Raw genomic sequence first — 25,079 nt, 5'->3', positions numbered from 1 at the left:
AATAATCTTCTGTCTTTACATTAATTGTAGTTTTCAGTATACTGTTGAGCCATGGTTTCTATTGAATATTTCTCTTGGACATAATTCCTAGCTCCACTAGTTTTACCTAGCATTTCTTGGTATCTATCATAAACTAATGCTATCTTGTTTGCACAATCCTCAACACTAGAATTCTTAAAAAACGAACCAAGTTCGCCCTCTTTTATAATTTCAAAAGGTCCATCCCCCGTTGCTACTAAAACTGGTAAATTCGCAGCCATTGCTTCAGCTACAGTTAGACCAAACCCTTCAGTTCGCGCAGGATGACATAACAAATCATAATCTTTTAAATGACTATAAATATAATTTCTATCTCGAAGTCCTAAAAAACGAACGCATTTCACAAGTTTATTTTTGATTACAAGCGTTTCCAAACTTTCTCTGGAAATACCTTCACCTATAAAATCGACTCGAAAATTAATATCCGGCCTCTGTCTTTTCAACAATGTAACTGCTTGGATTAATATATCTTGCCCTTTCACCTCACTATATAATCGAGCAACCTGAACTATTTTAAAAGTACCTGAAATCATCAAATTAGACCTACGCAAAATTTGTCCCACCGATATTCCATTAGGAATTACAATAACAGGAAAGTCACCTTTAGATAAAATATCTCTCTTAACTGCATCAGAGATAGCATAAATCTTTTTAAAACAATGAAAATGCAAGCTGGAAATACCAATGCAATGAGCTGTGAAAAACATTTTATGACGAAAAAACGGTAACATTACAGCAGCCAAGGAAGTACTATGCACATGAATCGCATCAGGATGCAAAGATAATAACCTATAATTAAACTGAAGTAACGGAAATATAGATCTACTAGAAGGAGACCGATTAATAAAAAAAACTTTAACTTGTTTATTTATTTTCGAGAGCAAATCAGATTCATAAACAGCATTTACTATTATTAAGAAAACCTGATTTTTCTTGATCTGTTCATTCAATATATCAATCAAAAGAGTCTCAGCCCCTCCAGTATTCAAACTATATATACAGTGTATTATTCTCATTTTAAATAAAAATTTAACTTAGCAAATAATATTGGATATAAGAAGAAATTATCATAACCAATCAATGCATTTCCCAAGGAAGTAAAAACTAAAAAAACAATAAGCAAAGAAAACCAATAAGCATTAAAGATATTTCTATCTCTATATCTATAAAAGACACGAATCAATGCAAAATATATCAATAAATAGAACAACGTTCCTAATAAGCCGAGTCGTACAAATAATAACGACCAAACAATATCACCAGTATCTAACTGAGCGTAAGTATTGGAATCAGAGTCATAAGTACCTAAAGTGAAAATATTACGATTGAAATTTGTCTCTGAAACATATCCTATACCACGAAGTAACATCATTGGATCAGAAGAAATATATTCTAGTCTCTCCCTAGTATGTAATATTCTATAAGAGAAATTTCCTGATGTCTCATAATTTTTAATCGTACTCACTTCCTGCGTCATATTAAAAAAACGCTCCGTAAATGATGAAAAGGATAATAAAAAGAATAATGATAATGAAGCAAAACCTATCGAAACAACCAGTTTACGTTTGAAAGACCATTTAGAAGCCAGCAATACATATAACATATATATTCCAAAAACAGAAATCGCATACGTCATTTTTAGATTCAGTATGATCGGTAAAATGAATATCAACGAATGAAGCAATCTCTTACCTTGTTTAAACTTCCATATATTTATTAATGCCATAACCGCACAATAAATACTATAACTGGGAGGTTTAGTTCCACGTCCTGCATCAAAACGTAATTCTATTAATTCCACCCCCGTTAGTCTTTGAAAAATCAACAACAAACAACATAACAATGTTATATTATATATAATTTTCAGACTTTTAAGAATATCCTTTTCTTTTACAAAAGGAACAATATAAACAATTGACAATAATACCCAATTCCTTTCATATTTTATTATGTCGCCAATATTTACTCCATTAGCATAATCATAAATTCCATTCAGAAGAATGAACAGAAAAAAAATATTGACATATTTTGTTATTACGAACTTTGTTGTAATTCCATATTTTCTTGCTAGCTTTCCAAAAAAACATAAATACAGCAATAATCCGAAATCCGATACATTATGTACAAACAAAACATTCAGATATTTGCTATTTACCGGAAGCTGAAGGTAACTGGTGGTTAATACAACCACAATAGATAGCACATAAGCATATCTACCCTTCAACAAAAAATAAACTCCAATTAGAAACAGAAATATATCCATTAAAATGTAATTGCTTTTTGAAGGAATTGAATGGAATTAGATCTGTATTTCTCTAACAATTTAAAAACCAAATTATAATCAATTTTCTCAAATAAGACTATTTGTCTTTTTTCAATATCTTCTATATTATCAAAATAACGTTCACCCAGTCCTATTTTCCTCAATAAGGATAACATCCTTATCTCTCTCCCTGGAAATGTTGGCAATACAACAAAACTCTTTCTTAATAGAATGCAGAAAACCATACAATGGAAAGAGTTTGTTATTACAAATTCAGCCTGACAGATTTTTTTTATCCAAGTTTTAATACCGTAAAAATGAAAAAATCGAAATGCACCTTTAGCTTTAAAAGTTTTCTCAAAAGGTAGATGAAGAATTTCTGATATGCGAATTGACATATTATGGATTGATTCATTCCTATACAAATAATATCCAAAAATTTGATTCCGCACAAGCCGATTATTGGGCAATAGTGATTCAAGACTTTTGTCATCCAAAAGTAATGTCGGATCTAAAACGCATTCCACATTATCAATATCAAATTTTTCTTTACATATAATAATACCACTATCTTCTCTTACACTTATTGCATGAAACGTATGAAGACTTTGCTTTATTTCAGAATCAAAAGCAGTTATAGCCCATTTATTTCTTCCAAAACTAGCCGCATATGCTATTTTACGCACCCTATCTGGGAGAAAAGTCAGAAAATAAATTCTAGGATCTAAGCTATTAGTTATTTCAGTATTCCAAACCTGATCGCTTCCTACAATGTATAAATCCGCTTTGGGTGGATTCAACTTTAACTCATCTAAAGTGTAATATTTCTTAGTAAATGTAAATTCATTTTTCTTCCTAAATCTTCCTGCCAAATATTTATTCACGTTTTGTAATATTCTTCCCTTAAAATTTATTTTTTTACCGGGAAGTTGAATATCTAAAAAATCAACAGAAAAACCATTTTTCTTCAAATAGCTAGACAATGCATATGCCTGTAAATTTGCTCCCCGATTATCTTCTTTTGAGAAAGTCAATATAATAGCCTTCATAATTATTTTAATGTAGATATAAATTCTGTTAGTTTCTTATTTATTACATACATATTATATTTCCATACCAGATATTTAAAAACTTTATATGGATACCATAGCTTATTGGAATAAATACCACAATATAAAGCTAACAAAAAAGATAAAGATTTTCGTCCCCAAAAATACCCTAATAGCCTACGCTCCAATCTATATTTAGCCATTAAAACTTTACCATATACAAGTCTTGGATTATGTAATAAACACTTTTCCCATGTTGACTCGTACAGCTTCAAATCTGAAGTATTTACTAAGTTTTTTCCTAACAAAGAATGAATGATAACTAATGAAATACCTGCTCTATGTTCTTCCTTAAAGTCTTTATCTCCCCAGAAATCAGCTAAAGTTATATCAGCTTTACGATACAATCCAATAAATTTACAATTAAAACAGGAATAGCGATCTGTCAATGATGACGAAAAAGATGAAATCACCAGCTCCCCATTCAAAGGTTTTCTTACCATCTTTCTACTCTGATTGAGAACTGTTAAACAACACCCTCCCCAACCATCCACCTTATCTCTATAACTTACTATTTCAACAAAATCTTTTTGACACAAAAATTTATCAATAGGAAGACGTGATGGTACTCCTGCACAAATTAAATCTACTGTTACAAGATTCTTAAAAGTTCGTTTACCAAGAAAAGCATATAATCCTGCTATTTGGCAAGCAGTACCAGAAAATAAAACTTTTCTACCTGTTTTCAAATACGACAAAGCTTGTTGATATATTCCTACAGCCTTACTTTGTTGATATTTTGAGCCTTGTAACTTATATAATTCACATATTGATTCAATAGCAATATGCTTAGCTATAGAACTCTCAATAGTAACACCTATAACAATGCCTCCCTCTTGCAATATTTGTTGAGCTATAGCAGCAAAAGCCCCTCCAGAAGAACTTTTAGACCTTATTTTATCGTCTTTTGCCCAAGCCGCATAAGGTCTAGACATTTTATCTTCTCTTTCATACGAAAAATCAGATATTATAGGGCAGCTCTTCATGCATAATCCACATTCTATACATTTACTTTTTTCTATTCGCGGATAATAATGCCCATCATCTGCTATAACAATATTTATTGCTTTATGAGCACAAGCATCAGCACATGCCATACATCCTGTACACTCAAATCGAGACGCTAATTGAATCTTCATCTCACCTATTTCTTTAAAATTCTTTTTCTAACTAACTGCAAAATATCAATCCCCATTTTTTCTTTCACATAAAAATAAGTAAGAGCAAATTGAATTAACCATATGAAACATCCGACCACATATACCCAATAACTCTTAATCCCGAAGCATACTACTAAAGTTATAATAATAAAAATAGCCGAGAGCAAAATAACGAGATATGAATTTCGACTAAAAGCGAAACTATGGTTATAGCGACATGCACAATAAGTGAAAGCTAAATAAAAGCAATATGCAACAAAATAATTGATTCCTAAAGCATCAAATCCCCATAGATGAGAAAATAACATAAGCAATAAATAATCCCCAGTCCAAAAAAATACTTGAATAAATGCATATTGAATAGATTTTCCTTTTGCCATAATGGAATAACTAAATGGAAAAGCCAATACTCTCAAAGCTACGCCTAATACTTGCCACCTAATGATTGAACTCCCCGCAATAAATTCTGAAGAATATAAAATCTGCAGAATTATAGGAGATAATAATAGGATAAAAGTTATCCCTATAGAGGACAAAGCCACTCCAAATTCTATTTGTTGATTAATTAGCTTATTCATAGCCTGATTATCATCAGAAACTTTAGCTAACCTAGGCATAAAATCTATTCCCATCGCAGATAAGATTATTCCTATATATAGATTTGAAATAGTCCAACTCGCTTGATATATTCCCACAGCATCCATATTGTAATGAGAGCTCAAAAAACTTCTTGATTGTAATGTCATTACAGATGATATAAGCCCAGCTACAGTAAATCCTAATCCCAAATACAACAAAGACCTTATACGTAAATAAAATTCAGCTTTCTTTGGAACTACAATCTTGATTTTTAGTTTTCTAACATAGAAAACGGTCATTATAGCAGAAGATATAATAACTGTTGCTAAAGCATACGGAATGCCTAATGTCCCTCCCCAATAAACCAATAAAATTGCAGAAAGAGAACCTACAATAGCACTAATAATCTGACTTATAGCTAAATATTTTAAAGCATGCACACCATTTAAAATTGCATATCCACCTTTAGAGATCCCGTATACAAGCACCACTACTGAGATAATGCGTATGCCATTTATGTATTCTAACGTATTGAATAGATATAAGCTTATTTTTTCTGCCAATATAAAAACGATAAGGCCCGATAGAAAAGATATTAACAAAATAGCTAATCCAAAGGTATATATACATTTTCCTATTGATTCTTTATCATTACTTGACTTTGCTATTTCGCGAACGCCCCCTTGATCAAGTCCGAATACGGAGAATGTTGAAACCATTTCTATAAAAGTATAATATAAGCTCCAAATTCCAAATCCAGATGCCCCTATCATTAGTGCTATCAGTTTATTCCTTAATAAACCAAATATCATCTTAGCTATTTGCACAAAAGCCACAATACCTGAAGACTTGGCCATTTCCTTGAAACTAGTGTTTTTTTTATCTATTCTCGTGTTCATTATTATTAAAACAACACTTAACTATACATTTATTCTAAGCCTTATTTGTGCAAATAGAATTAGAACTTTCACTATAATCAAGACTTTTTTCAACTATTTCGTATTACATTTTGCAATATAAGCTCACTATTAATTACCCTAAGGACTTCACAATTCTTCCGCAAGCCAATCCATCTCCATAAGGATTGACAGCCATACTCATCTTCTTGTAGGCTTCTACATCATCCAATAAAGTAGATACTTCATTCAGTATTTTACTATAATCTGTTCCTACTAACTTAACTGTCCCTGCAGATAGAGCTTCCGGACGTTCCGTCGTATCGCGCATTACCAATACAGGCTTACCCAATCCCGGTGCCTCTTCTTGAATACCACCACTATCAGTCAATACAATGGTTGATTTCTCCATTAGGTAGACAAAACTCAAATATTCAAGAGGCTCGATGAAAAACATATTACTCAAATCAGAGAGATTCTCACCAAATACTTCATGAATAGGTTTACGCACATTAGGATTAAGATGCATCGGATAAACAAAATCGACATTAGGATACTTTTGCGTTAAATCCTTTATGGCAGTACACATTTGAATGAAACCATCGCCAAAATTTTCACGACGATGTCCTGTTATAAGTACTAGTTTCCTATCATTCTGCAGACGTTTTACATCGTATCCGCTTTGTTCAAGAACCTTATCTAATTCAGTGGCAAGAGTAGTATCTGTTTTTATCTTTGTAACGACCTGATGCAAGGCATCAATAACTGTATTTCCAGTAACAACAATTGAATCAGGATTAATATTTTCCTTCAAAAGATTACTCTTACTCAAAGATGTAGGTGAAAAATTATAAGTAGCAATACGACCTGTTATTTGACGATTCATTTCTTCTGGCCACGGACTATAGATATTATGTGTACGAAGTCCCGCTTCTACATGTCCTACAGGTATTTGTTGATAGAAAGCAGCAAGAGCAGCAGCAGTACTGGTAGTAGTATCACCGTGCACTAATACAATATCTGGTTGCACTTCTTTTAAAATATCCCGCATACCAATAAGAACACGTGCTGTCACATCATAAAGATCCTGCCCTTGTTTCATAATATTAAGATCATAGTCAGGCGTGATTTCAAATAAGCCCAACACTTGATCTAACATTTGACGATGTTGTCCAGTAACACAGACAATGGTTTGAAATTTATCAGGGTGTTTCTGAAACTCTTTCACCAATGGTGCCATTTTAATAGCTTCGGGACGAGTCCCGAAGACCAACATTATCTTTTTCATTATGTGTGTTTTATTTTTTGAAAATACCGCAGAAATCTAAAATAACTTTATCTTCACGACAATCAAGATTTTTAAACGGTTCATGAGCGGTCAAAAAAACTATGATATCTGCCTTTTCATAAGCCTCTTTATAATCTGTAAGCTTAAATACATTATGTTCTTTCACGTTAGGCTCAACAACCAAAATATTAGCATTATTACAACTTTGCATTACTTTAGTTACGATGTATTTGGCAGGAGATTCACGCAAATCATCAATATTGGGTTTAAAAGCAAGTCCCATCATAGCAACACAAGGCTTACGATGATGTTCAAGTTCGAATTTCAACATTTCATTCTGAACTTTTTCAGCACACCAAAATGATTTATAATTATTAATTTCACGCGCCTGACCGATAATCTTAGATTCCATAGGAAATTCAGCAGTTATAAAATATGGATCCACTGCAATACAATGTCCGCCTACGCCACATCCCGGCTGCAAAATATTAACACGCGGGTGCTTATTTGCCAAATTAATTAACTCCCATACATTAATGCCAGCCTTATCACAAATAAGCGAAAGTTCATTAGCAAAAGCTATTTGTACATCACGACTTGAGTTTTCAGTCAGTTTACACATTTCGGCAGTTTTACAATTTGTACGATGAAGTGTACCTTGTACAAACTGGCTGTAGAAAGAAATAGCCTTATCAGTAGACGAATCATCCATACCACCAATAACACGATCATTATGTATAAGCTCGTAAATAACATTACCAGGCAATACACGTTCGGGGCAATAAGCTATATAAATTTTATCAGTCAGTTCAGGACGTTCTGAAAAAATAAGGTCTTTCATCTTATCGGTAGTACCTACAGGTGAAGTAGATTCTATAACATATAAATCGCCTTCCTTTAATAAAGGAAGCACAGCACGAGTCGCTGCTTCAACATATGAAATGTCAGGCTCGTGATTTCCTTTGAACGGCGTAGGAACCACCATAAAATAGGCATCACTTACTTCAGGAACAGTAGCAGCTTTCAAGCTACCCGTTTTAACAACTTCTTGCAACATATCTTCCATCCCCGGCTCTATGATATGCAATTTGCCTTGATTGGTCATTTCAACGACTTTCGGATTGATATCAACTCCGACTACCTGAATACCGTGCTTAGCGGCAATAATAGCTGTAGGCAGGCCAATATAGCCTAACCCCATAAAACAAGCTTTCATGATTATTTTATTTTGAATATGATTGAATTTACTTATTGGATGGCACATGTATATAAGTCTTGTACCACTTTTTCCCAGTTAGCTTTTCGTGCTTTACGATAGCTCGATTAATAACAAGATGTGAAGTACACCAAAATATCAAATCGAAAAGAAGCATGAAAGTTGCATTAATATAAAATGATAATACAAAATTGGACACTACCAAAAATAAAGATAATAATAGCAATGTAACCATCACGCTACGCACTCTCATTCCAGTACGTAACAATTTATGATGAATATGATTTTTATCTGGCAAAAAAGGATTGCGTCCATCTTTAGCACGAGAATAAAACACACGTACTACATCAAGTAAAGGAATAAGCAATGTAGATATAGTCACCATATTTAGATTTAGTTCGAACGGATTCCAATACTCTTGTCTTGTCCAAAAATGAAGAATCAAAAAGCTAAGGATATAGCCGAGAGTCAGACTTCCCGCATCTCCCATAAACAGCTTTCGACCAGATATACTGAACACATTATAATAGAAGAAAGTAATGACAACTCCTAATGTAGCAGAGGCTAAAAGGGCATGAGTCCATTGACCTACAAACATGCATACAATAATGAGTAAACCCAACGCAATACAAGTAAGCCCTGAAGCCAAACCATCAATTCCATCTATCAAGTTAATTGCATTCGTAATATAGACTACAAGAAAAACAGTTAGAGGCATACCAATAAATGCTGGGATGGCATGAAGCCCTAATAATCCGCCTAAATCGTTAATCCATAGACCGGAAAGTGGAAGAAAAGAAGCAGAAAGAATCTGTACTACAAATTTGTATCGATACCCCACCCCTACTAAATCATCCGCTACACCAACAAGATAAAGCAATGTTGTTCCGGCAACAAGGAAAAGATAACGCATAAATAAACAGGATGACCATACGGGAGCAACAGGTTCATTCATGTAATAACGAACTCCTGTAATAATACAGAGAGAAATTAATATAACGGGCAAAAAAGCCAGACCGCCCAAACGAGGGACGGGAGTTTTATGTACTTTACGACCATCAGGAACGTCAAAGAGACGTTTCTTATAAGAAATAAATATTATTCTTGGAATAACAATAGTAGCTAACAGTACTGAAAGTAAAAAAGTACCTCCAATATAAATATACATCATAATAATTTATCGTATTTTAGGCTTAATTCTTTTCTTCAATTGGCTCTACATACCCCACCGGCATATCTGCGCAAGCGCATCCTAACATATTTAGTCGAACAGCAATTTTACTCTTTCCATCTACCATTACAAGTTCCCCTACAAGCCCTGTCAAAGGTCCTTTGACAACACGTACTTTTTCTCCACGTGCCAAAGGAGCACTATTCATGCAAATTGCATCTTCTGAATAGTCAAGCATAAAACGAAAACGGGCCATTTGATCATCCGGAATAATAGTCGGACTATTCTCACCACGCATTACCATATACCGACTTACTGTAGAAAAGGAAAGAACCTCTTTACGTTCTTTCGTATCTGCATGCACAAATACCATCATTGGAAGTAGCACAGATTCAACTACTTTGCGACGGTCGCTCCATTGATGTACCTCCTGTTGAATTGGTACAAAATTTTCAATTCCCATCTTTGCTAAACGTTCTGCTACTTTCCGCTCGTGGTGCATTCGCACGAGAGCTACATACCAGCGCTTAGAGTGTGCTACGCCTTCCCCTGTCCCAATATTAGGCCCAGCATTTAAAGTTCCTTCTTTTCTTAGAATCATACTTTTTTACCCCTTATATTTCCATTACTTCTTAGGTAACGGAAATATAGGCTACTGACAACCTACCACAATAAGAAGAAGAAATGCATACAAATAGGGAAGTTTGGGAGTTTTCTGCCTGATTTACAGAGGAAAATCGTTCAGTGCAGACAATAGAAATCATTGAACATGAGACAAAAGTGTTTCATGTTCGGATACATTTTTACTATATATTTAAATAAAAAGAGAAAAAAAAGGAATTTTGCTTGTACGCTATTAACTATTTTGTCTATATTTGCACCGAATAATTTCCGTTACCTAAGAAGTAACAACCGTGCAATTCGACTGGATATCAGAACTTTAATATGTTTCTCACAGAATTCCCCTATAATTCCTCACGTAAGAATAATTCAGTCGGTTTATTTTTGTACGTTCGTTCAGGTCAAAGCCTTTCAAATAGATTTGTGTTGTCTTAATAGATTTATGTCCTAGTGATTCACTTATCATTTCAATAGGAACACCCCGGTATTTAGCAGTAGTAGCCCAGGAATGACGAAACGTGTAAGAAGTTACGGATGAACGGATACGTAATTTCCTGGCTAAAATCTTCAACTCATTATTGAAACGCCGCAAGGTGGATTGGTATTCTTTATAGGCGGCTTCCTCATCTCGTTTGTTTTTCCCACTTAATATATAAAAAAGATAGTCGGGATGTTCGGGTAGAACTGCCGGATGGGAATTGCGAAGCCGGGAAACGATGTCTGATGCCGAATCTAGGATTTCCACACTCATGGGAGTTCCTGTCTTGGTACGATTGTACTTCAGAATATTCCCTTCTAAATTCGATTTTTCCAGATGGGCGAGATCGGCAAAAGGCATTCCACAGAATAAAAACAATAAATTAGCAATAGCCTGCGTTCGGCGCAGTTTTTCGGACTGTGGGTCTTTGTAAAGTAATGTGTGCAATTCGTTCACAGGAATGGCTTTCTTCTGACGGGTATCCACTCCGGTAAAAACATCACGAAACAAACGATGAACATAGGGGGCTTGATGTGTATCTACCCCTTTATTGTATATGCAGCGCAACATTCGCATATACGTAGAAATGGTGTTGAGCTTCAAGCGACAAGACAGCAGATAATTGCTGTATCGCTTCAAGTTCTCACGAGTGATTTGGCTGAATGACACACACGCTGTTCCACAAAACATTGTGAAAGAGCGAAGTGCATTCTCATAAACATGTGCTGTTGCATAGCGCCCTTCCCGGCGCAAACACTCCACATAATTGTTTGCACATACGGTAAATCCGTCTTTTCTCATAATTTTTAATCTATTAATTTATAAAATCAGTATGATATTACGAGAAATAGAACGAATTTCCAACAAATAAGGTAATTAACTACAGTTTTCTTATAAAGTTTTTAAAATCCTATACGATTTAATACTTAAATTGGCATATCATCCCAAAAGAGCCGTCTCCAAAACATGAAGACGACTCTTTCTACTTATTATACAACAACTTATCTTCTTATTTATATTCTGCCCAACTCTTAATGGCAATATCATCAATGCTCATTGTACAGAAAGCATTTATAAAAGCACTGGCCAAACGGGCATTCGTAATCAGCGGGATATTCAAGTCGATGGCAGCACGGCGGATTTTGTATCCGTTGCTCAATTCTCCGGCTGTCAGATTCTTCGGAATGTTGACTACCATATCTATCTCCTTGCTGTGAAGCATTTCCAATGCTTGCGGATGTCCCTCTTCGCTCGGCCAATAGACATGGGTACTTTCAATACCATTTTCAGCAAGTGTCCTATGTGTACCTCCGGTTGCAAAGAGTTTGTATCCTTTGTTCACCAGCATACGGGCAGCGTCCATCATATCGGCTTTTTGCTTCATCGTACCTGTTGAAAGCAGAATGTTCTTCTTCGGAATACGATAGCCTACGGCAAGCATTGCTTTCAGAACGGCACAAGAAGTATCCATGCCGATACACCCTACTTCACCGGTAGAAGCCATATCTACACCCAAGACAGGGTCGGCTTTCTGCAAGCGGTTGAAGGAGAATTGTGAAGCCTTGATGCCGACATAATCCAGTTCGAAGAGGTTCTTCTCCGGTTTCTCAACAGGAAGGCCGAGCATTACTTTCGTTGCCAGTTCGATAAAGTTTATTTTCAGTACCTTGCTGACAAACGGGAAAGAACGGCTGGCACGCAGGTTACATTCGATCACCTTGATATCATTGTCTTTTGCCAGGTATTGGATATTGAACGGACCGGAGATATTCAATGCTTTGGCAATCTCACGGCTGATACGTTTGATACGGCGAACTGTTTCCACGTAGAGTTTCTGCGGTGGGAACTGGATAGTAGCATCACCGGAGTGTACTCCTGCAAACTCGATATGCTCACTGATAGCATAAGCTACAATCTCTCCATTTTGTGCCACGGCATCCATTTCCACTTCCTTGGCATGTTCGATAAACTGGCTTACTACTACCGGATGTTTCTTTGATACATTGGCTGCCAGTTTCAGGAAACGTTCCAGTTCTTCCTGATTGGAGCAGACATTCATTGCGGCACCTGAAAGTACATAAGACGGACGAACAAGCACCGGGAAACCTACTTCATCGACAAACTCATTAATGTCGTCCATAGATGTCAATTCACGCCAACGTGGTTGGTCTACACCGATACGGTCAAGCATGGCAGAGAATTTTTCGCGGTCTTCGGCATTGTCGATGCTCTTGGCACTTGTGCCGAGGATATTAATATTCTGTGCATCCAGGCGCAAGGCGAGGTTATTCGGAATTTGCCCACCGGTAGATACAATGACGCCGTGAGGGTTCTCAAGTTCAAGAATATCCATGACGCGTTCGAAGGTTAGTTCGTCGAAGTACAGGCGGTCGCACATGTCATAATCTGTAGATACGGTTTCGGGATTATAGTTAATCATAACACTGCGCCACCCTTCTTTACGGATAGTATTCAATGCCTGAACACCGCACCAGTCGAACTCTACGGAAGAACCGATACGATACGCACCGGAACCAAGTACGACAATGGATTTATGGTCGCCCAGATAATGTACGTCGTTGGCTACACCGCTGTAAGTAAGGTACAGATAGTTGGTCTGTGCCGGATATTCAGCCGCCAGGGTATCAATCTGTTTTACTACCGGAAGGATACCCGCGCTCTTACGATGCTTGCGGACATAGAGGATGCCGTCTTCCATATCGCCCTCGTAGCCGATGGCACGGGCAACCTGGAAATCGGAAAAGCCCTGCACTTTTGCTTTGCGAAGCAAATCGTTCGGCAGGTCGGCAATCTGTTTGTGGTTGTTTCCCCAGCTATGCAGTTCTTCCGAAGTCTTCATAATGTTCATCAACTTCTGAAGGAACCATTTGTCAATCTTCGTCAGTTCATGCACCTGGTCGATAGTATATCCAGCACGGAAAGCCTTTGAGATAACGAAGATACGTTTATCGGTCGGTTCGCGCAGAGCTTTATCAATATCAGAAATAACCAGTTCTTTGTTTTCCACAAATCCGTGCATTCCCTGTCCAATCATACGAAGACCTTTTTGGATAGCTTCTTCGAAGGTGCGGCCGATAGCCATTACCTCACCGACAGATTTCATGGAAGAGCCGAGTTCCTTATCTACACCGTGGAATTTGCCTAAGTCCCAACGGGGGATTTTGCATACTACATAGTCCAATGCCGGTTCGAAGAAAGCGGAAGTCGTTTTTGTTACAGAGTTCTTCAAGTCGAAGAGACCGTAGCCCAATCCCAACTTGGCAGCAACGAAAGCTAGCGGATAACCGGTTGCTTTGGATGCCAGAGCCGATGAACGGGAAAGGCGGGCATTTACTTCAATCACACGGTAATCTTCGGATTCAGGGTCGAATGCATATTGCACGTTACATTCACCCACAATACCGATATGACGGATAATGCGGATAGCAAGTTCACGAAGCTTATGATATTCCTTATTGGTCAGCGTTTGAGACGGAGCGATAACGATAGATTCACCCGTATGGATACCCAGCGGGTCGAAGTTTTCCATATTACAAACGGTGATACAATTATCGAAGCGGTCACGCACTACTTCATATTCTACTTCTTTCCAACCGCGGAGTGATTTCTCGACCAACACTTGGGGGGAGAAAGCGAATGCTTTTTCTACTAAGACATCCAGTTGTTCTTCATTGTCACAGAAACCTGAACCCAGGCCACCCAATGCGTAGGCAGCACGGACAATCACCGGATAGCCCAGTTCTTTCGCTGCACGTCGGGCGTCTGCCGCATTTTCTACGGCTTCGCTTTTGATGGTCTTTACATTGATTTCATTCAGTTTCTGAACGAAAAGTTCGCGGTCTTCGGTATCCATAATAGCTTGTACCGGAGTACCGAGCACCTTGACGTTATATTTTTCAAGAATCCCTTCCTTATATAAGGCAACACCGCAGTTCAGAGCTGTCTGACCGCCAAATGCCAACATGATACCTTCGGGTTTCTCTTTCTGAATCACCTTTTCTACGAAATACGGAGTCACGGGAAGGAAGTAGATTTGGTCTGCCACTCCCTCTGAAGTCTGCACCGTAGCAATATTCGGATTGATAAGAACCGTTTCAATCCCTTCTTCCTTCAAGGCTTTGAGTGCCTGCGAACCGGAATAGTCGAACTCGCCAGCTTCACCGATTTTCAGGGCACCGGAACCCAGCAGTAATACTTTCTTTATATTTTCTTTCATAATGGTCGGTTATTTAAGCAGGTTTACAAATTCGTCGAACAGAAATTCTGTATCCGTAGGACCACTGGCAGCTTCCGGATGGAACTGTGCAGAGAACCAAGGATTCTTTTTGTGCTTGATTCCTTCGTTGGAGCCATCATTCATATTGATGAACAGCGGTTCCCAATCTGCTGTTAACGTATTGTTGTCTACGGCATAACCGTGATTTTGTGAAGTGATGAAGCAACGTTCCGTGCCTACCATGCGTACCGGTTGGTTATGGCTGCGGTGTCCATATTTCAATTTATAAATCCGCGCTCCACCTGCTTTGGAAAGTAGTTGGTTACCCATACAGATTCCGAAGATAGGGAGTTTTTCGTTCTTCATTGCTTTGCGGATATTCTGGACGGCAGCATCACAAGTATCCGGGTCACCCGGGCCGTTGGAAATAAACAGTCCGTCAAATTCGAGTCCGTTATAATCATAATCCCAAGGCACACGAATCACTTCGACATCGCGCTTCAGCAGGCAACGGATAATATTCGTCTTTACACCGCAATCCACCAGGACAACCTTCTTAAGTTGAGAATTGAGAATTGAGAGTTGAGAGTTGAGCTGCGCAATAGGAGTGGTTGTAGGGAAACCCTGAGAGGTTCCGTCGGGAAGATAAGAGATTATTTCTTTGCAGCTTACTTTATCTACATAATTAATATCCTCATAACTCTCAACTCTCAACTCTCCATTGTCTGGTTCGTCGTCAAAGACAATCTTTCCCATCATCACCCCATGTTCACGAAGCACTTTTGTCAGTTCGCGGGTATCAATACCTGTGATGCCGGGAACTTGTTCGCGTTTCAACCAATCGCCCAGGCTTTCCACTGCATTCCAGTGGCTGTATTCATAAGAATAGTCACTTACGATAATCGCTTCCGCATGAATCTTTTCACTTTCCATGAAAGTAGCCAGTCCATTCGGTTCGATTGTAAAAGGCGGAACACCGTAGTTACCCACCAAAGGATAGGTAAGAGTCATCAACTGTCCGGCATATGAAGGGTCAGTGAGGCTCTCCGGATATCCGGTCATGGCGGTATTAAAAACTACTTCGCCCGCCACCGGCTTCTCGTAGCCAAACGACTTGCCGGAAAACCGGCTCCCGTCGTCAAGGATTAATGTCACATTTCTCATTCTTATTATTGAATCGTTGTATGGTTGTTAGAATTGATACATCTGCTCGATGTAGTCGATGAATGCCTTATTCACCAGCTTCACACCACCCGGTGTAGGATAATTGCCACTAAAGTACCAGTCGCCCGTATGATTCGGACAAGCCTCGTGGAGTCCTTCGAGCGGTTGGTAGACGATTTCGACTTTCGCTTTCGTTCCTTTCGGTGTCAGCAGTTCCACCATTTTGGCAGAGATTTCTTCGTCGGTGAAAGGCGCATAGATATCTTTTACGTAGTTCACCATTTGCTCTTTCGGCAATCCTACTTGGTCTTTGGATTTACGGTAAGCAGCCGCAATCACGTCTTTCATATCGCGTTCTTTCAGAAGTTCGACAGCCGCTCTGAAAGCGATAAACTCGCTCATCTTTGCCATATCTATACCGTAATAGTCGGGATAGCGCACTTGCGGGGAAGAAGATACGATAACAATCTTCTTCGGGCCGAGACGGTCGAGAATACCGATAATACTTTGTTTCAAGGTGGTGCCACGCACGATGCTGTCGTCGATAATCACCAGGTTGTCGACACCGGGGACAAGACTTCCGTAAGTGATGTCGTACACATGGGCTGCCAGGTCATTGCGGCTATTTCCTTCGGCAATGAAAGTGCGGAGTTTGATATCCTTGATAGCCACCTTTTCGCTACGGATACGGCGGGAAAGAATCACTTCCAGTTCTTCCATATTCGGGTTATGCCCTAATGCGGCGATTTGCCGCACTTTCTCTTCGTTGAGATAATCATCCAATCCCTGCAACATTCCGTAGAAAGCGACTTCTGCGGTGTTGGGAATGAAAGAGAAAACCGTATGGTCGATGTCGTTATTGACAGCTTTCAGGATTCTCGGGATTAGTTTCTCGCCCAGTTGTTTCCTTTCCTTATAAATATCGACATCACTGCCACGGGAGAAGTAGATGCGCTCGAAAGAACAAGCGTGTTTCTCACGCGGTTTGATAATCTGCGAAGTACGGATTTTGCCTTCTTTGCTAATCAGTAACGCTTGTCCCGGTTGCAGTTCCTTGATTTCTTCGAATGGAACATTCAAGGCAGTCTGAATCACCGGACGTTCGGAAGCCAATACGGCAATCTCATCATCCTGATACCAAAATGCGGGACGAATCCCCCACGGGTCGCGGATGGCGAAAGATTCACCGCTTCCGGTCAGTCCGCAGATAACGTATCCCCCATCCCATTCACGACTGGAAGTACGCAGGACATTGGCAAGGTCGATATGGTCTTCTATATAATTAGTGATGCCCATGCCGGTGAGCCCGTCTGCTTCAGCAAGATTGAAGACACGTTCCACTTCACGGTCGAGACGATGTCCCATTTGTTCCAACATGATATATGTATCGGCATATTTACGCGGATGCTGGCCGATGGCAGTGATACGAGCAAATATCTCGTCCACATTCGTCATATTGAAGTTTCCGCAGAGAGCCAGATTCTTGGCACGCCAGTTATTCCTTCTCAAGAACGGATGTACGTAGGAGATTCCCGACTTTCCTGTGGTTGAGTAACGGAGATGTCCCATGTAGGCTTCGCCGGCAAAAGGCAAAGTACGTTTGGCATACTCCGCGTCATGTAGTTGTTCGGGAGTAAGGTCTTTGAAATTGCTCTGGATATTCTCAAAGATTTCCGTGATGGCTCCCGAACCCAAGGCACGTTCACGAAACATATATTCTTCACCCGGATTCACCTCCAGTTTCACACACGCCAATCCTGCACCTTCCTGTCCGCGGTTATGCTGTTTTTCCATCAACAGGTAGAGTTTATTAAGACCGTACATCCATGTCCCGTACTTCTTCTCGTAATACTCCAACGGTTTGAGCAGGCGTATCATGGCAACGCCACATTCATGTTTCAATTGTTCCATCTATTTATTTACTATTTGACAATTTACTATTTACTATTTGCCAATTTGCCATCTGGTAATTTATTCTACTGTCACCGACTTTGCCAGGTTTCTCGGTTGGTCTACATCCATTCCCTTGCATACGGCAATATGATACGCAAGTAATTGGAGAGGTACCGTAGTAATTAACGGATTAAGACACTCTATTGTTTCGGGAAGCTCGATACAGCAATCGGCAATCTTGCTGATAACCGTATCGCCTTTTGTCACAAAGGCAATCACCCGTCCTTTCCGTGCCTTGATTTCCTGTATATTGCTCAGTACTTTTTCGTACAGACCGTTTTGGGTGGCAATCACCACTACCGGCATTTCCGCGTCAATCAAGGCAATCGGTCCGTGCTTCATCTCCGCAGCCGGATAACCTTCGGCGTGAATATACGAAATTTCTTTCAATTTCAACGCACCTTCGAGAGCTACGGGATAACTATATCCGCGTCCCAAATAAATAAAGTTGTGCGCATAGGTGAAAGTTTTCGAGAGTTCCGCTAGTTTATCATTCAGTTTCAAGACTTCCTTCATCTTCTCCGGGATATGGTTCAATTCGCGCACGACTGAAAGATAATAGGATTCGTCGATGGTTCCTTTCGCTTTGGCAAGTGTCAATGCCAACATGGCGAGCACAGTGACCTGCCCCGTAAACGCTTTGGTAGAAGCCACTCCGATTTCCGGGCCTACGTGGATATACGAACCGGTGTGAGTGGCACGCGGAATGGATGAGCCGATGGCATTACAAATTCCATATATAAATGCTCCGCGGCTCTTAGCCAATTCCACCGCAGCCAGTGTATCGGCTGTCTCACCGCTTTGCGAGATGGCAATCACGACATCTTCTTCGTTAATCACAGGGTCGCGATAACGAAATTCGGAAGCATATTCTACTTCTACCGGTATGCGGCAGAAACTTTCAATCAGTTGTTTGCCGATAAGTCCGGCATGCCAGGAAGTTCCGCAAGCCACGATAATAAACCGTTTGGCATTCAGCAGCCTTTCCTTATTATCTATCACAGCCGAAAGCACTACATTGTCCACGTCCACATTGATACGTCCGCGCATACAGTCATGGATACAATCCGGCTGCTCGAAAATCTCTTTCAACATAAAGTGCGGATAACCGCCTTTCTCCAACTGGCCGAGTTTCAATTCCACCTTCTTCACTTCAGGAGTCGTTTCGACATTATTCAGGTCGACTACTTTCAATTCTTCTCCCCTGTTTATAACGGCAATCTCTCCGTCTTCCAGATAAACCACCCTATCCGTGTATTCTACAATCGGAGTGGCATCCGAAGCCAAGAAGAATTCATCTTCGCCAATCCCCACTACCAGCGGGCTGCTTTTGCGTGCCGCAATAATCTCATTCGGGTGCTCTTTATCAAGAATAGCAATCGCATAAGCACCAATCACCTCTCCCAGCGCCAACTGAACGGCTGCCAGTAGACTGACCTGATTGGTTACTTTCATGTATTCTATTAATTGAACGAGAACTTCGGTATCTGTACTGCTTTTGAAGATATAGCCTTTGGCTTGAAGTTTTTCTTTGAGAACGGCGTAGTTTTCAATGATACCGTTGTGAATGAGAGCGAGTTTTTCGGAAGAAGAGTAATGAGGATGAGCGTTAGCTGAACAAGGTTCCCCGTGGGTAGCCCAGCGGGTATGGGCAATTCCGATTGTACCGGAAATATCTTTCTGTGTGACGAAATTTTCGAGTTCGGAGACTTTTCCTTTCGTCTTGTACACATTTAACTGTTGGTCATCACTAATTAATGCTACCCCTGCGCTGTCATATCCACGATACTCCAGTCGCTTCAGCCCTTTGATAAGGATAGGGTAGGCTTTTCTTTTACCAATATAGCCTACTATTCCACACATATTATGATATTTTTATTTCGGCTGCAAATATACATATTAGAAATAACACAAAGACAACAAAACCAATATTTATTTGACATAAACGCATAAAAAAGTTGTAAACACATCAAAAAGTTAAATAATATATTATTTTAAGCTCAAAAAGAAACAGATTACAATTAGAATAGAATCATCCCGTATTAAATAACAGATTAAAAGCAAACTCCGTGTTTTTGTTTACAAATTAAAAGAGGAAAGAACTTGGTTGTTATTTCGTGTCACAGAAAAGCAATATTTTACTATCATTATGAAATTAAATATTTAATTTTGCCGAACAAATTGACACATCAAATAGGTATTATCATACAATAAAGCTAGTAAGAATGAAAAAACAAGAACTTTTTAACAACGAAACAAAAGGATTCCCTTACCAACGACAGCCCCGCCAAGCGGGATTGTACGATGCGGCATACGAACACGATGCCTGCGGTGTTGGTATGCTGGTCAACATTCACGGAGAAAAGTCACACGACGTTGTTGAGTCGGCTTTAAAGGTATTGGAAAACATGCGCCACCGCGGTGCTGAAGGTGCGGATAACAAGACCGGGGACGGTGCAGGTATTATGCTGCAAATTCCGCATGAGTTCATCTTATTGCAAGGTATTCCCGTCCCGGAAAAGGGGCGGTATGGTACCGGTCTGCTCTTTCTCCCGAAAAATGAAAAAGACCAGGCAGCTATTTTAAGTATCATTATTGAGGAAATTGAAAAAGAAGGACTTACATTGATGCATCTGCGCAACGTGCCCACTTGTCCTGAAATCCTGGGAGAAGCTGCCTTAGCCAACGAGCCGGACATCAAGCAGGTGTTTATCACCGGATTTACGGAGACAGAAACGGCTGACCGGAAATTGTATCTCATCCGTAAAAGAATTGAGAATAAAGTCAGATTGTCATCCATTCCGGCAAAAGATGATTTTTATGTCGTTTCGCTCTCTACAAAAAGTATTATATATAAAGGTATGCTTTCGTCGTTGCAACTGCGCAACTACTATCCCGACCTGACGAACAGTTATTTTACCAGCGGACTGGCATTGGTACACTCCCGTTTCAGTACCAACACGTTTCCGACATGGGGGTTGGCGCAACCTTTCCGTCTCTTGGCACACAATGGTGAAATCAATACCATCCGTGGCAACCGCGGATGGATGGAAGCGCGCGAAAGCGTGCTTTCCAGTCCCACTTTGGGAGACATCAAGGAGATTCGTCCGATTATACAGCCGGGTATGAGTGACAGCGCTTCATTGGATAATGTACTGGAATTTCTCGTAATGTCGGGATTGAGTTTACCGCATGCAATGGCGATGCTTGTGCCGGAATCATTTAATGAGAAGAATCCTATCAGTGAAGAATTGAAAGCATTCTATGAATACCACTCCATCCTGATGGAACCGTGGGACGGTCCGGCTGCCCTGCTTTTCAGCGACGGACGCTTTGCCGGTGGTATGCTCGACCGTAACGGTCTTCGTCCCGCCCGCTATCTGATTACAAAAAACGATATGATGGTAGTGGCATCCGAAGTGGGCGTGATGGATTTTGAACCGGGGGATATCAGGGAGAAAGGCCGTTTGCAACCCGGCAAGATTTTATTGGTGGATACGGAGAAAGGTGAAATCTATTATGACGGCGAATTGAAAAGACAATTGGCGGAAGCCAAACCGTATCGCACGTGGTTGTCTACCAACCGCATCGAACTGGACGAATTGAAAAGCGGACGTAAAGTGCCTCATCATATAGAGAATTATGACCGGATGCTGCGCACTTTCGGTTACTCGAAAGAGGATATAGAACGACTGATTATGCCCATGGCAAGTACCGGCGCAGAACCGATTCAGTCGATGGGTAACGATACTCCTTTGGCTGTTCTTTCAGACAAACCGCAATTGCTTTACAATTATTTCCGCCAACAGTTTGCGCAAGTTACCAATCCTCCGATTGACCCATTGCGTGAAGAACTGGTCATGTCACTGACTGAATATATCGGAGCCGTAGGGATGAATATTCTCACTCCGAGCGAAAGCCATTGTAAAATGGTACGTTTGAATCATCCGATTCTAAGCAATACTCAATTGGATATTTTATGTAATATCCGCTATAAGGGATTCAAGACAGTCAAACTCCCAATGCTCTTTGAGGTAGCGAAAGGGAAAGCCGGATTGCAGGAAGCATTGGGCAGTCTTTGCAAAATGGCGGAAGAATCGGTGACGGAAGGTGTGAACTACATCATCCTGAGCGACCGTGACGTGGATGCCGAACATGCGGTAATTCCGTCTCTTTTGGCGGTAAGTGCTGTTCATCATCACTTGATTTCGGTAGGCAAACGTGTTCAGACCGCACTGGTAGTAGAAAGCGGTGAGATACGCGAAGTGATGCATGCGGCATTATTACTTGGTTTCGGGGCAAGCGCACTGAATCCGTATATGGCATTTGCAGTTCTTGACAAATTGGTGAAAGGCAGAGATATTCAGTTAGACTATGCTACGGCAGAGAAGAATTATATGAAGTCCATCTGCAAAGGTCTGTTCAAGATTATGAGTAAGATGGGTATTTCTACCATTCGTTCCTATCGGGGGGCAAAGATTTTCGAAGCGGTCGGCTTGAGCGAGGAGTTGAGCAAGGCTTACTTCGGCGGGCTCGGTTCACCGATTGGGGGTATCCGTCTAGAAGAGATTGCCAGAGATGCCATTGCCTTCCATGAGGAAGGATTTGCGAAGGAAGTCGGTAGCTTGCTGCCGAACAAAGGGTTGTATGCTTTCCGGAAAGACGGAGAAAAACATGCGTGGAATCCGGAAACGATCAGTACGCTGCAATTGGCTACCCGGTTGGGTAGTTATAAGAAATTCAAAGAGTACACGCACTTGGTGGATGAAAAGGAGAAACCTATCTTCTTGCGTGATTTCCTGGGATTCCGACGCAATCCGATTTCTATCGACCGGGTAGAACCGGTAGAGAATATTCTGCATCGGTTTGTTACGGGTGCCATGTCTTTCGGTTCCATCAGTAAGGAAGCGCACGAGGCAATGGCTATCGCTATGAATAAGATTCACGGACGCAGTAATACCGGTGAGGGTGGCGAAGATGCTTCGCGTTTTCAACCGCTGCCGGATGGCAGTTCCTTGCGAAGTGCCATCAAGCAGGTGGCTTCGGGACGTTTCGGTGTGACGGCGGAATATTTGGTAAATGCGGATGAGATTCAGATTAAGGTGGCACAGGGTGCGAAACCGGGTGAAGGGGGACAGCTTCCGGGATTCAAGGTGAATGATGTGATTGCTAAGACACGTCATTCCATTCCGGGAATTTCTCTGATTTCTCCCCCGCCCCATCACGATATTTATTCGATTGAGGATTTGGCTCAATTGATTTTTGATTTGAAGAATGTGAATCCGCAGGCTAAAATCAGTGTGAAGTTGGTTGCGGAAAGTGGCGTAGGTACGATTGCCGCGGGTGTGGCAAAGGCGAAGGCGGACTTGATTGTTATTTCCGGTGCCGAAGGGGGCACGGGAGCTTCTCCTGCTTCTTCTATCCGCTATGCGGGTATCTCTCCCGAACTGGGATTAAGCGAGACTCAGCAGACTTTGGTTCTAAACGGGCTTCGCAGTCAGGTAATTCTGCAAGCTGACGGACAATTGAAAACCGGACGGGATATTATCTTAATGGCGTTGATGGGAGCTGAAGAATATGGCTTTGCCACCTCTGCGCTGATTGTATTGGGTTGCGTAATGATGCGCAAATGTCATCAGAATACTTGCCCGGTAGGAGTTGCCACACAGAATGAGGAGTTGCGCAAACGTTTCCACGGACGCAGCGAATATTTAGTCAACTTTTTCACGTTCCTCGCTCAGGAAGTCCGTGAGCATTTGGCTGAAATGGGATTTACTCGGATGGATGATATTATCGGGCGTACGGATTTGATTGAACGTAAGTCTGCCGAACTTAAATCCGTTGAACATATGTCTATTGAGCATAGTTCCGAAGCCTATATTCCGAATCCGAAACATGCATTAATTGATTTCACGAAGATGCTGGCACGCATTGACAACAGTGCCGCTATCCGTCACGTCATCGACCAGGATCATGGAATTTCTACTGTCAAAGATGTGGCTATCATTGATGCTGCCCGGGATGCCATCGAACACGAGAAAGAAATTTCGTTAGAATATACGATTGCGAATACAGACCGTGCCATAGGTGCTATGCTTTCAGGAGTGATTGCGAAGAAGCAGGGTACCAGGGGATTGCCGGAACATACGCTGAATGTGAAGTTCAAAGGTTCGGCAGGTCAGTCTTTCGGAGCGTTCCTTGTGCCGGGTGTTAACTTTAAACTGGAAGGTGAAGCAAACGATTACCTGGGTAAAGGTTTGAGTGGCGGACGTATCGCCGTACTTCCCCCGATCCGCAGCAACTTCGAAGCTGATAAGAACACAATAGCAGGCAACACCTTGCTTTACGGTGCCACGAGCGGGGAAGTTTATATTAATGGTCGTGTAGGTGAACGTTTTGCCGTGCGCAACTCGGGTGCTGTCGCTGTAGTAGAAGGTGTAGGCGACCACTGTTGCGAATACATGACCGGCGGTCGTGTAGTAGTTCTCGGACAAACCGGACGTAACTTCGCAGCCGGCATGAGTGGCGGTGTGGCGTATGTATGGAACAAAGACGGTAATTTCGATTATTTCTGTAACATGGAAATGGTAGAATTGTCTCTTATCGAAGAAGCCGGCTACCGGAAAGAATTACACGAACTGATTCGCCAACACTACCTGTACACAGGTTCCAAACTGGCACGAACCATGCTCGATGACTGGAATCATTACGTAGACCAATTCATCCAGATAGTACCTATCGAATACAAAAAGGTATTGCAGGAAGAACAAATGAGAAAGCTACAACAGAAAATCGCAGACATGCAAAGAGACTATTAGGTTAATTGAGAATTGAAAATTAAAAATTGAGAAATAAATGTAGTGAATAGTGGTTTCCGATTCTATTATTTTTCAACTTTTAATTCT

At 40.5% G+C, this 25,079-nt stretch carries 15 protein-coding genes; 1 reads left to right on the top strand and 14 read right to left on the bottom strand.

Annotated elements, in window-relative coordinates:
- Window positions 1-20 precede the first annotated feature (20 nt).
- The 14 genes from HC965_RS07295 to glmS form a co-directional block, all read right to left on the bottom strand.
- Window positions 21-1,055, bottom strand: coding sequence for a glycosyltransferase (locus tag HC965_RS07295; protein WP_191030881.1), 1,035 nt, complete (start codon window positions 1,053-1,055; stop codon window positions 21-23).
- Complete coding sequence (locus HC965_RS07290; RefSeq protein WP_191030880.1) at window positions 1,052-2,302, bottom strand: hypothetical protein; 1,251 nt, start codon at window positions 2,300-2,302, stop codon at window positions 1,052-1,054. The genes HC965_RS07295 and HC965_RS07290 overlap by 4 nt, the downstream gene beginning before the upstream one ends.
- Window positions 2,302-3,351, bottom strand: coding sequence for a polysaccharide pyruvyl transferase family protein (locus tag HC965_RS07285; protein WP_191030879.1), 1,050 nt, complete (start codon window positions 3,349-3,351; stop codon window positions 2,302-2,304). The genes HC965_RS07290 and HC965_RS07285 overlap by 1 nt, the downstream gene beginning before the upstream one ends.
- Window positions 3,352-3,353: 2 nt before the next feature.
- Window positions 3,354-4,550 (bottom strand): Coenzyme F420 hydrogenase/dehydrogenase, beta subunit C-terminal domain, encoded by a 1,197-nt coding sequence (locus HC965_RS07280; RefSeq protein WP_191030878.1) that lies wholly within the window; start codon window positions 4,548-4,550, stop codon window positions 3,354-3,356.
- Window positions 4,551-4,555: 5 nt separating this feature from the next.
- A complete protein-coding gene (locus HC965_RS07275; RefSeq protein WP_191030877.1) occupies window positions 4,556-6,049 on the bottom strand; it encodes an oligosaccharide flippase family protein in 1,494 nt (497 codons plus the stop codon).
- A gap of 133 nt (window positions 6,050-6,182) precedes the next feature.
- A complete protein-coding gene (wecB, locus tag HC965_RS07270) occupies window positions 6,183-7,334 on the bottom strand; it encodes a non-hydrolyzing UDP-N-acetylglucosamine 2-epimerase (protein ID WP_191030876.1) in 1,152 nt (383 codons plus the stop codon).
- Between the two features lie 10 nt (window positions 7,335-7,344).
- Window positions 7,345-8,550 (bottom strand): UDP-N-acetyl-D-mannosamine dehydrogenase, encoded by a 1,206-nt coding sequence (gene wecC, locus HC965_RS07265; RefSeq protein ID WP_191030875.1) that lies wholly within the window; start codon window positions 8,548-8,550, stop codon window positions 7,345-7,347.
- Window positions 8,551-8,578: 28 nt separating this feature from the next.
- The gene (locus HC965_RS07260) at window positions 8,579-9,721 is read right to left on the bottom strand and encodes an MraY family glycosyltransferase (RefSeq protein ID WP_191030874.1); all 1,143 of its coding nucleotides are present in this window, start codon (window positions 9,719-9,721) and stop codon (window positions 8,579-8,581) included.
- A 22-nt stretch (window positions 9,722-9,743) separates the two neighbouring features.
- A complete protein-coding gene (locus HC965_RS07255; RefSeq protein ID WP_191030873.1) occupies window positions 9,744-10,322 on the bottom strand; it encodes a UpxY family transcription antiterminator in 579 nt (192 codons plus the stop codon).
- Between the two features lie 351 nt (window positions 10,323-10,673).
- A complete protein-coding gene (locus HC965_RS07250; RefSeq protein ID WP_191030872.1) occupies window positions 10,674-11,621 on the bottom strand; it encodes a site-specific integrase in 948 nt (315 codons plus the stop codon).
- Between the two features lie 208 nt (window positions 11,622-11,829).
- On the bottom strand, window positions 11,830-15,057 hold the full coding sequence (carB, locus tag HC965_RS07245; protein WP_191030871.1) for a carbamoyl-phosphate synthase (glutamine-hydrolyzing) large subunit: 3,228 nt from the start codon (window positions 15,055-15,057) through the stop codon (window positions 11,830-11,832).
- Between the two features lie 9 nt (window positions 15,058-15,066).
- A complete protein-coding gene (gene carA, locus HC965_RS07240; RefSeq protein WP_191030870.1) occupies window positions 15,067-16,221 on the bottom strand; it encodes a glutamine-hydrolyzing carbamoyl-phosphate synthase small subunit in 1,155 nt (384 codons plus the stop codon).
- 27 nt (window positions 16,222-16,248) lie between these two features.
- Complete coding sequence (locus tag HC965_RS07235) at window positions 16,249-18,132, bottom strand: amidophosphoribosyltransferase (RefSeq protein ID WP_191030869.1); 1,884 nt, start codon at window positions 18,130-18,132, stop codon at window positions 16,249-16,251.
- A 60-nt stretch (window positions 18,133-18,192) separates the two neighbouring features.
- A complete protein-coding gene (gene glmS, locus HC965_RS07230; protein WP_191030868.1) occupies window positions 18,193-20,037 on the bottom strand; it encodes a glutamine--fructose-6-phosphate transaminase (isomerizing) in 1,845 nt (614 codons plus the stop codon).
- 362 nt (window positions 20,038-20,399) lie between these two features.
- On the opposite strand from glmS, the gene gltB reads away from it, so the two are divergent.
- Window positions 20,400-24,992 carry a glutamate synthase large subunit gene (gltB, locus tag HC965_RS07225; RefSeq protein ID WP_191030867.1) on the top strand — a complete coding sequence of 1,531 codons (4,593 nt, stop codon included), beginning with the start codon at window positions 20,400-20,402 and terminating at the stop codon, window positions 24,990-24,992.
- Window positions 24,993-25,079: the final 87 nt, after the last annotated feature.

This window comes from Bacteroides sp. GM023, from assembly GCF_014750685.1.
In the GTDB taxonomy this organism is placed as follows: Bacteria; Bacteroidota; Bacteroidia; order Bacteroidales; family Bacteroidaceae; genus Bacteroides.
The sequence above is the reverse complement of the archived record's forward strand: the minus strand, read 5'-3'. Positions and strand labels throughout refer to the sequence as shown.

What these genes read in the sequence shown, in the direction of transcription:
- HC965_RS07295 (WP_191030881.1), bottom strand. Translation starts at nt 1,055, where the DNA reads ATGAGAATAATACACTGTATATATAGTTTGAATACTGGAGGGGCTGAG.
- HC965_RS07290 (WP_191030880.1), bottom strand. Translation starts at nt 2,302, where the DNA reads ATGGATATATTTCTGTTTCTAATTGGAGTTTATTTTTTGTTGAAGGGT.
- HC965_RS07285 (WP_191030879.1), bottom strand. Translation starts at nt 3,351, where the DNA reads ATGAAGGCTATTATATTGACTTTCTCAAAAGAAGATAATCGGGGAGCA.
- HC965_RS07280 (WP_191030878.1), bottom strand. Translation starts at nt 4,550, where the DNA reads ATGAAGATTCAATTAGCGTCTCGATTTGAGTGTACAGGATGTATGGCA.
- HC965_RS07275 (WP_191030877.1), bottom strand. Translation starts at nt 6,049, where the DNA reads ATGAACACGAGAATAGATAAAAAAAACACTAGTTTCAAGGAAATGGCC.
- wecB (WP_191030876.1), bottom strand. Translation starts at nt 7,334, where the DNA reads ATGAAAAAGATAATGTTGGTCTTCGGGACTCGTCCCGAAGCTATTAAA.
- wecC (WP_191030875.1), bottom strand. Translation starts at nt 8,550, where the DNA reads ATGAAAGCTTGTTTTATGGGGTTAGGCTATATTGGCCTGCCTACAGCT.
- HC965_RS07260 (WP_191030874.1), bottom strand. Translation starts at nt 9,721, where the DNA reads ATGATGTATATTTATATTGGAGGTACTTTTTTACTTTCAGTACTGTTA.
- HC965_RS07255 (WP_191030873.1), bottom strand. Translation starts at nt 10,322, where the DNA reads ATGATTCTAAGAAAAGAAGGAACTTTAAATGCTGGGCCTAATATTGGG.
- HC965_RS07250 (WP_191030872.1), bottom strand. Translation starts at nt 11,621, where the DNA reads ATGAGAAAAGACGGATTTACCGTATGTGCAAACAATTATGTGGAGTGT.
- carB (WP_191030871.1), bottom strand. Translation starts at nt 15,057, where the DNA reads ATGAAAGAAAATATAAAGAAAGTATTACTGCTGGGTTCCGGTGCCCTG.
- carA (WP_191030870.1), bottom strand. Translation starts at nt 16,221, where the DNA reads ATGAGAAATGTGACATTAATCCTTGACGACGGGAGCCGGTTTTCCGGC.
- HC965_RS07235 (WP_191030869.1), bottom strand. Translation starts at nt 18,132, where the DNA reads ATGGAACAATTGAAACATGAATGTGGCGTTGCCATGATACGCCTGCTC.
- glmS (WP_191030868.1), bottom strand. Translation starts at nt 20,037, where the DNA reads ATGTGTGGAATAGTAGGCTATATTGGTAAAAGAAAAGCCTACCCTATC.
- gltB (WP_191030867.1), top strand. Translation starts at nt 20,400, where the DNA reads ATGAAAAAACAAGAACTTTTTAACAACGAAACAAAAGGATTCCCTTAC.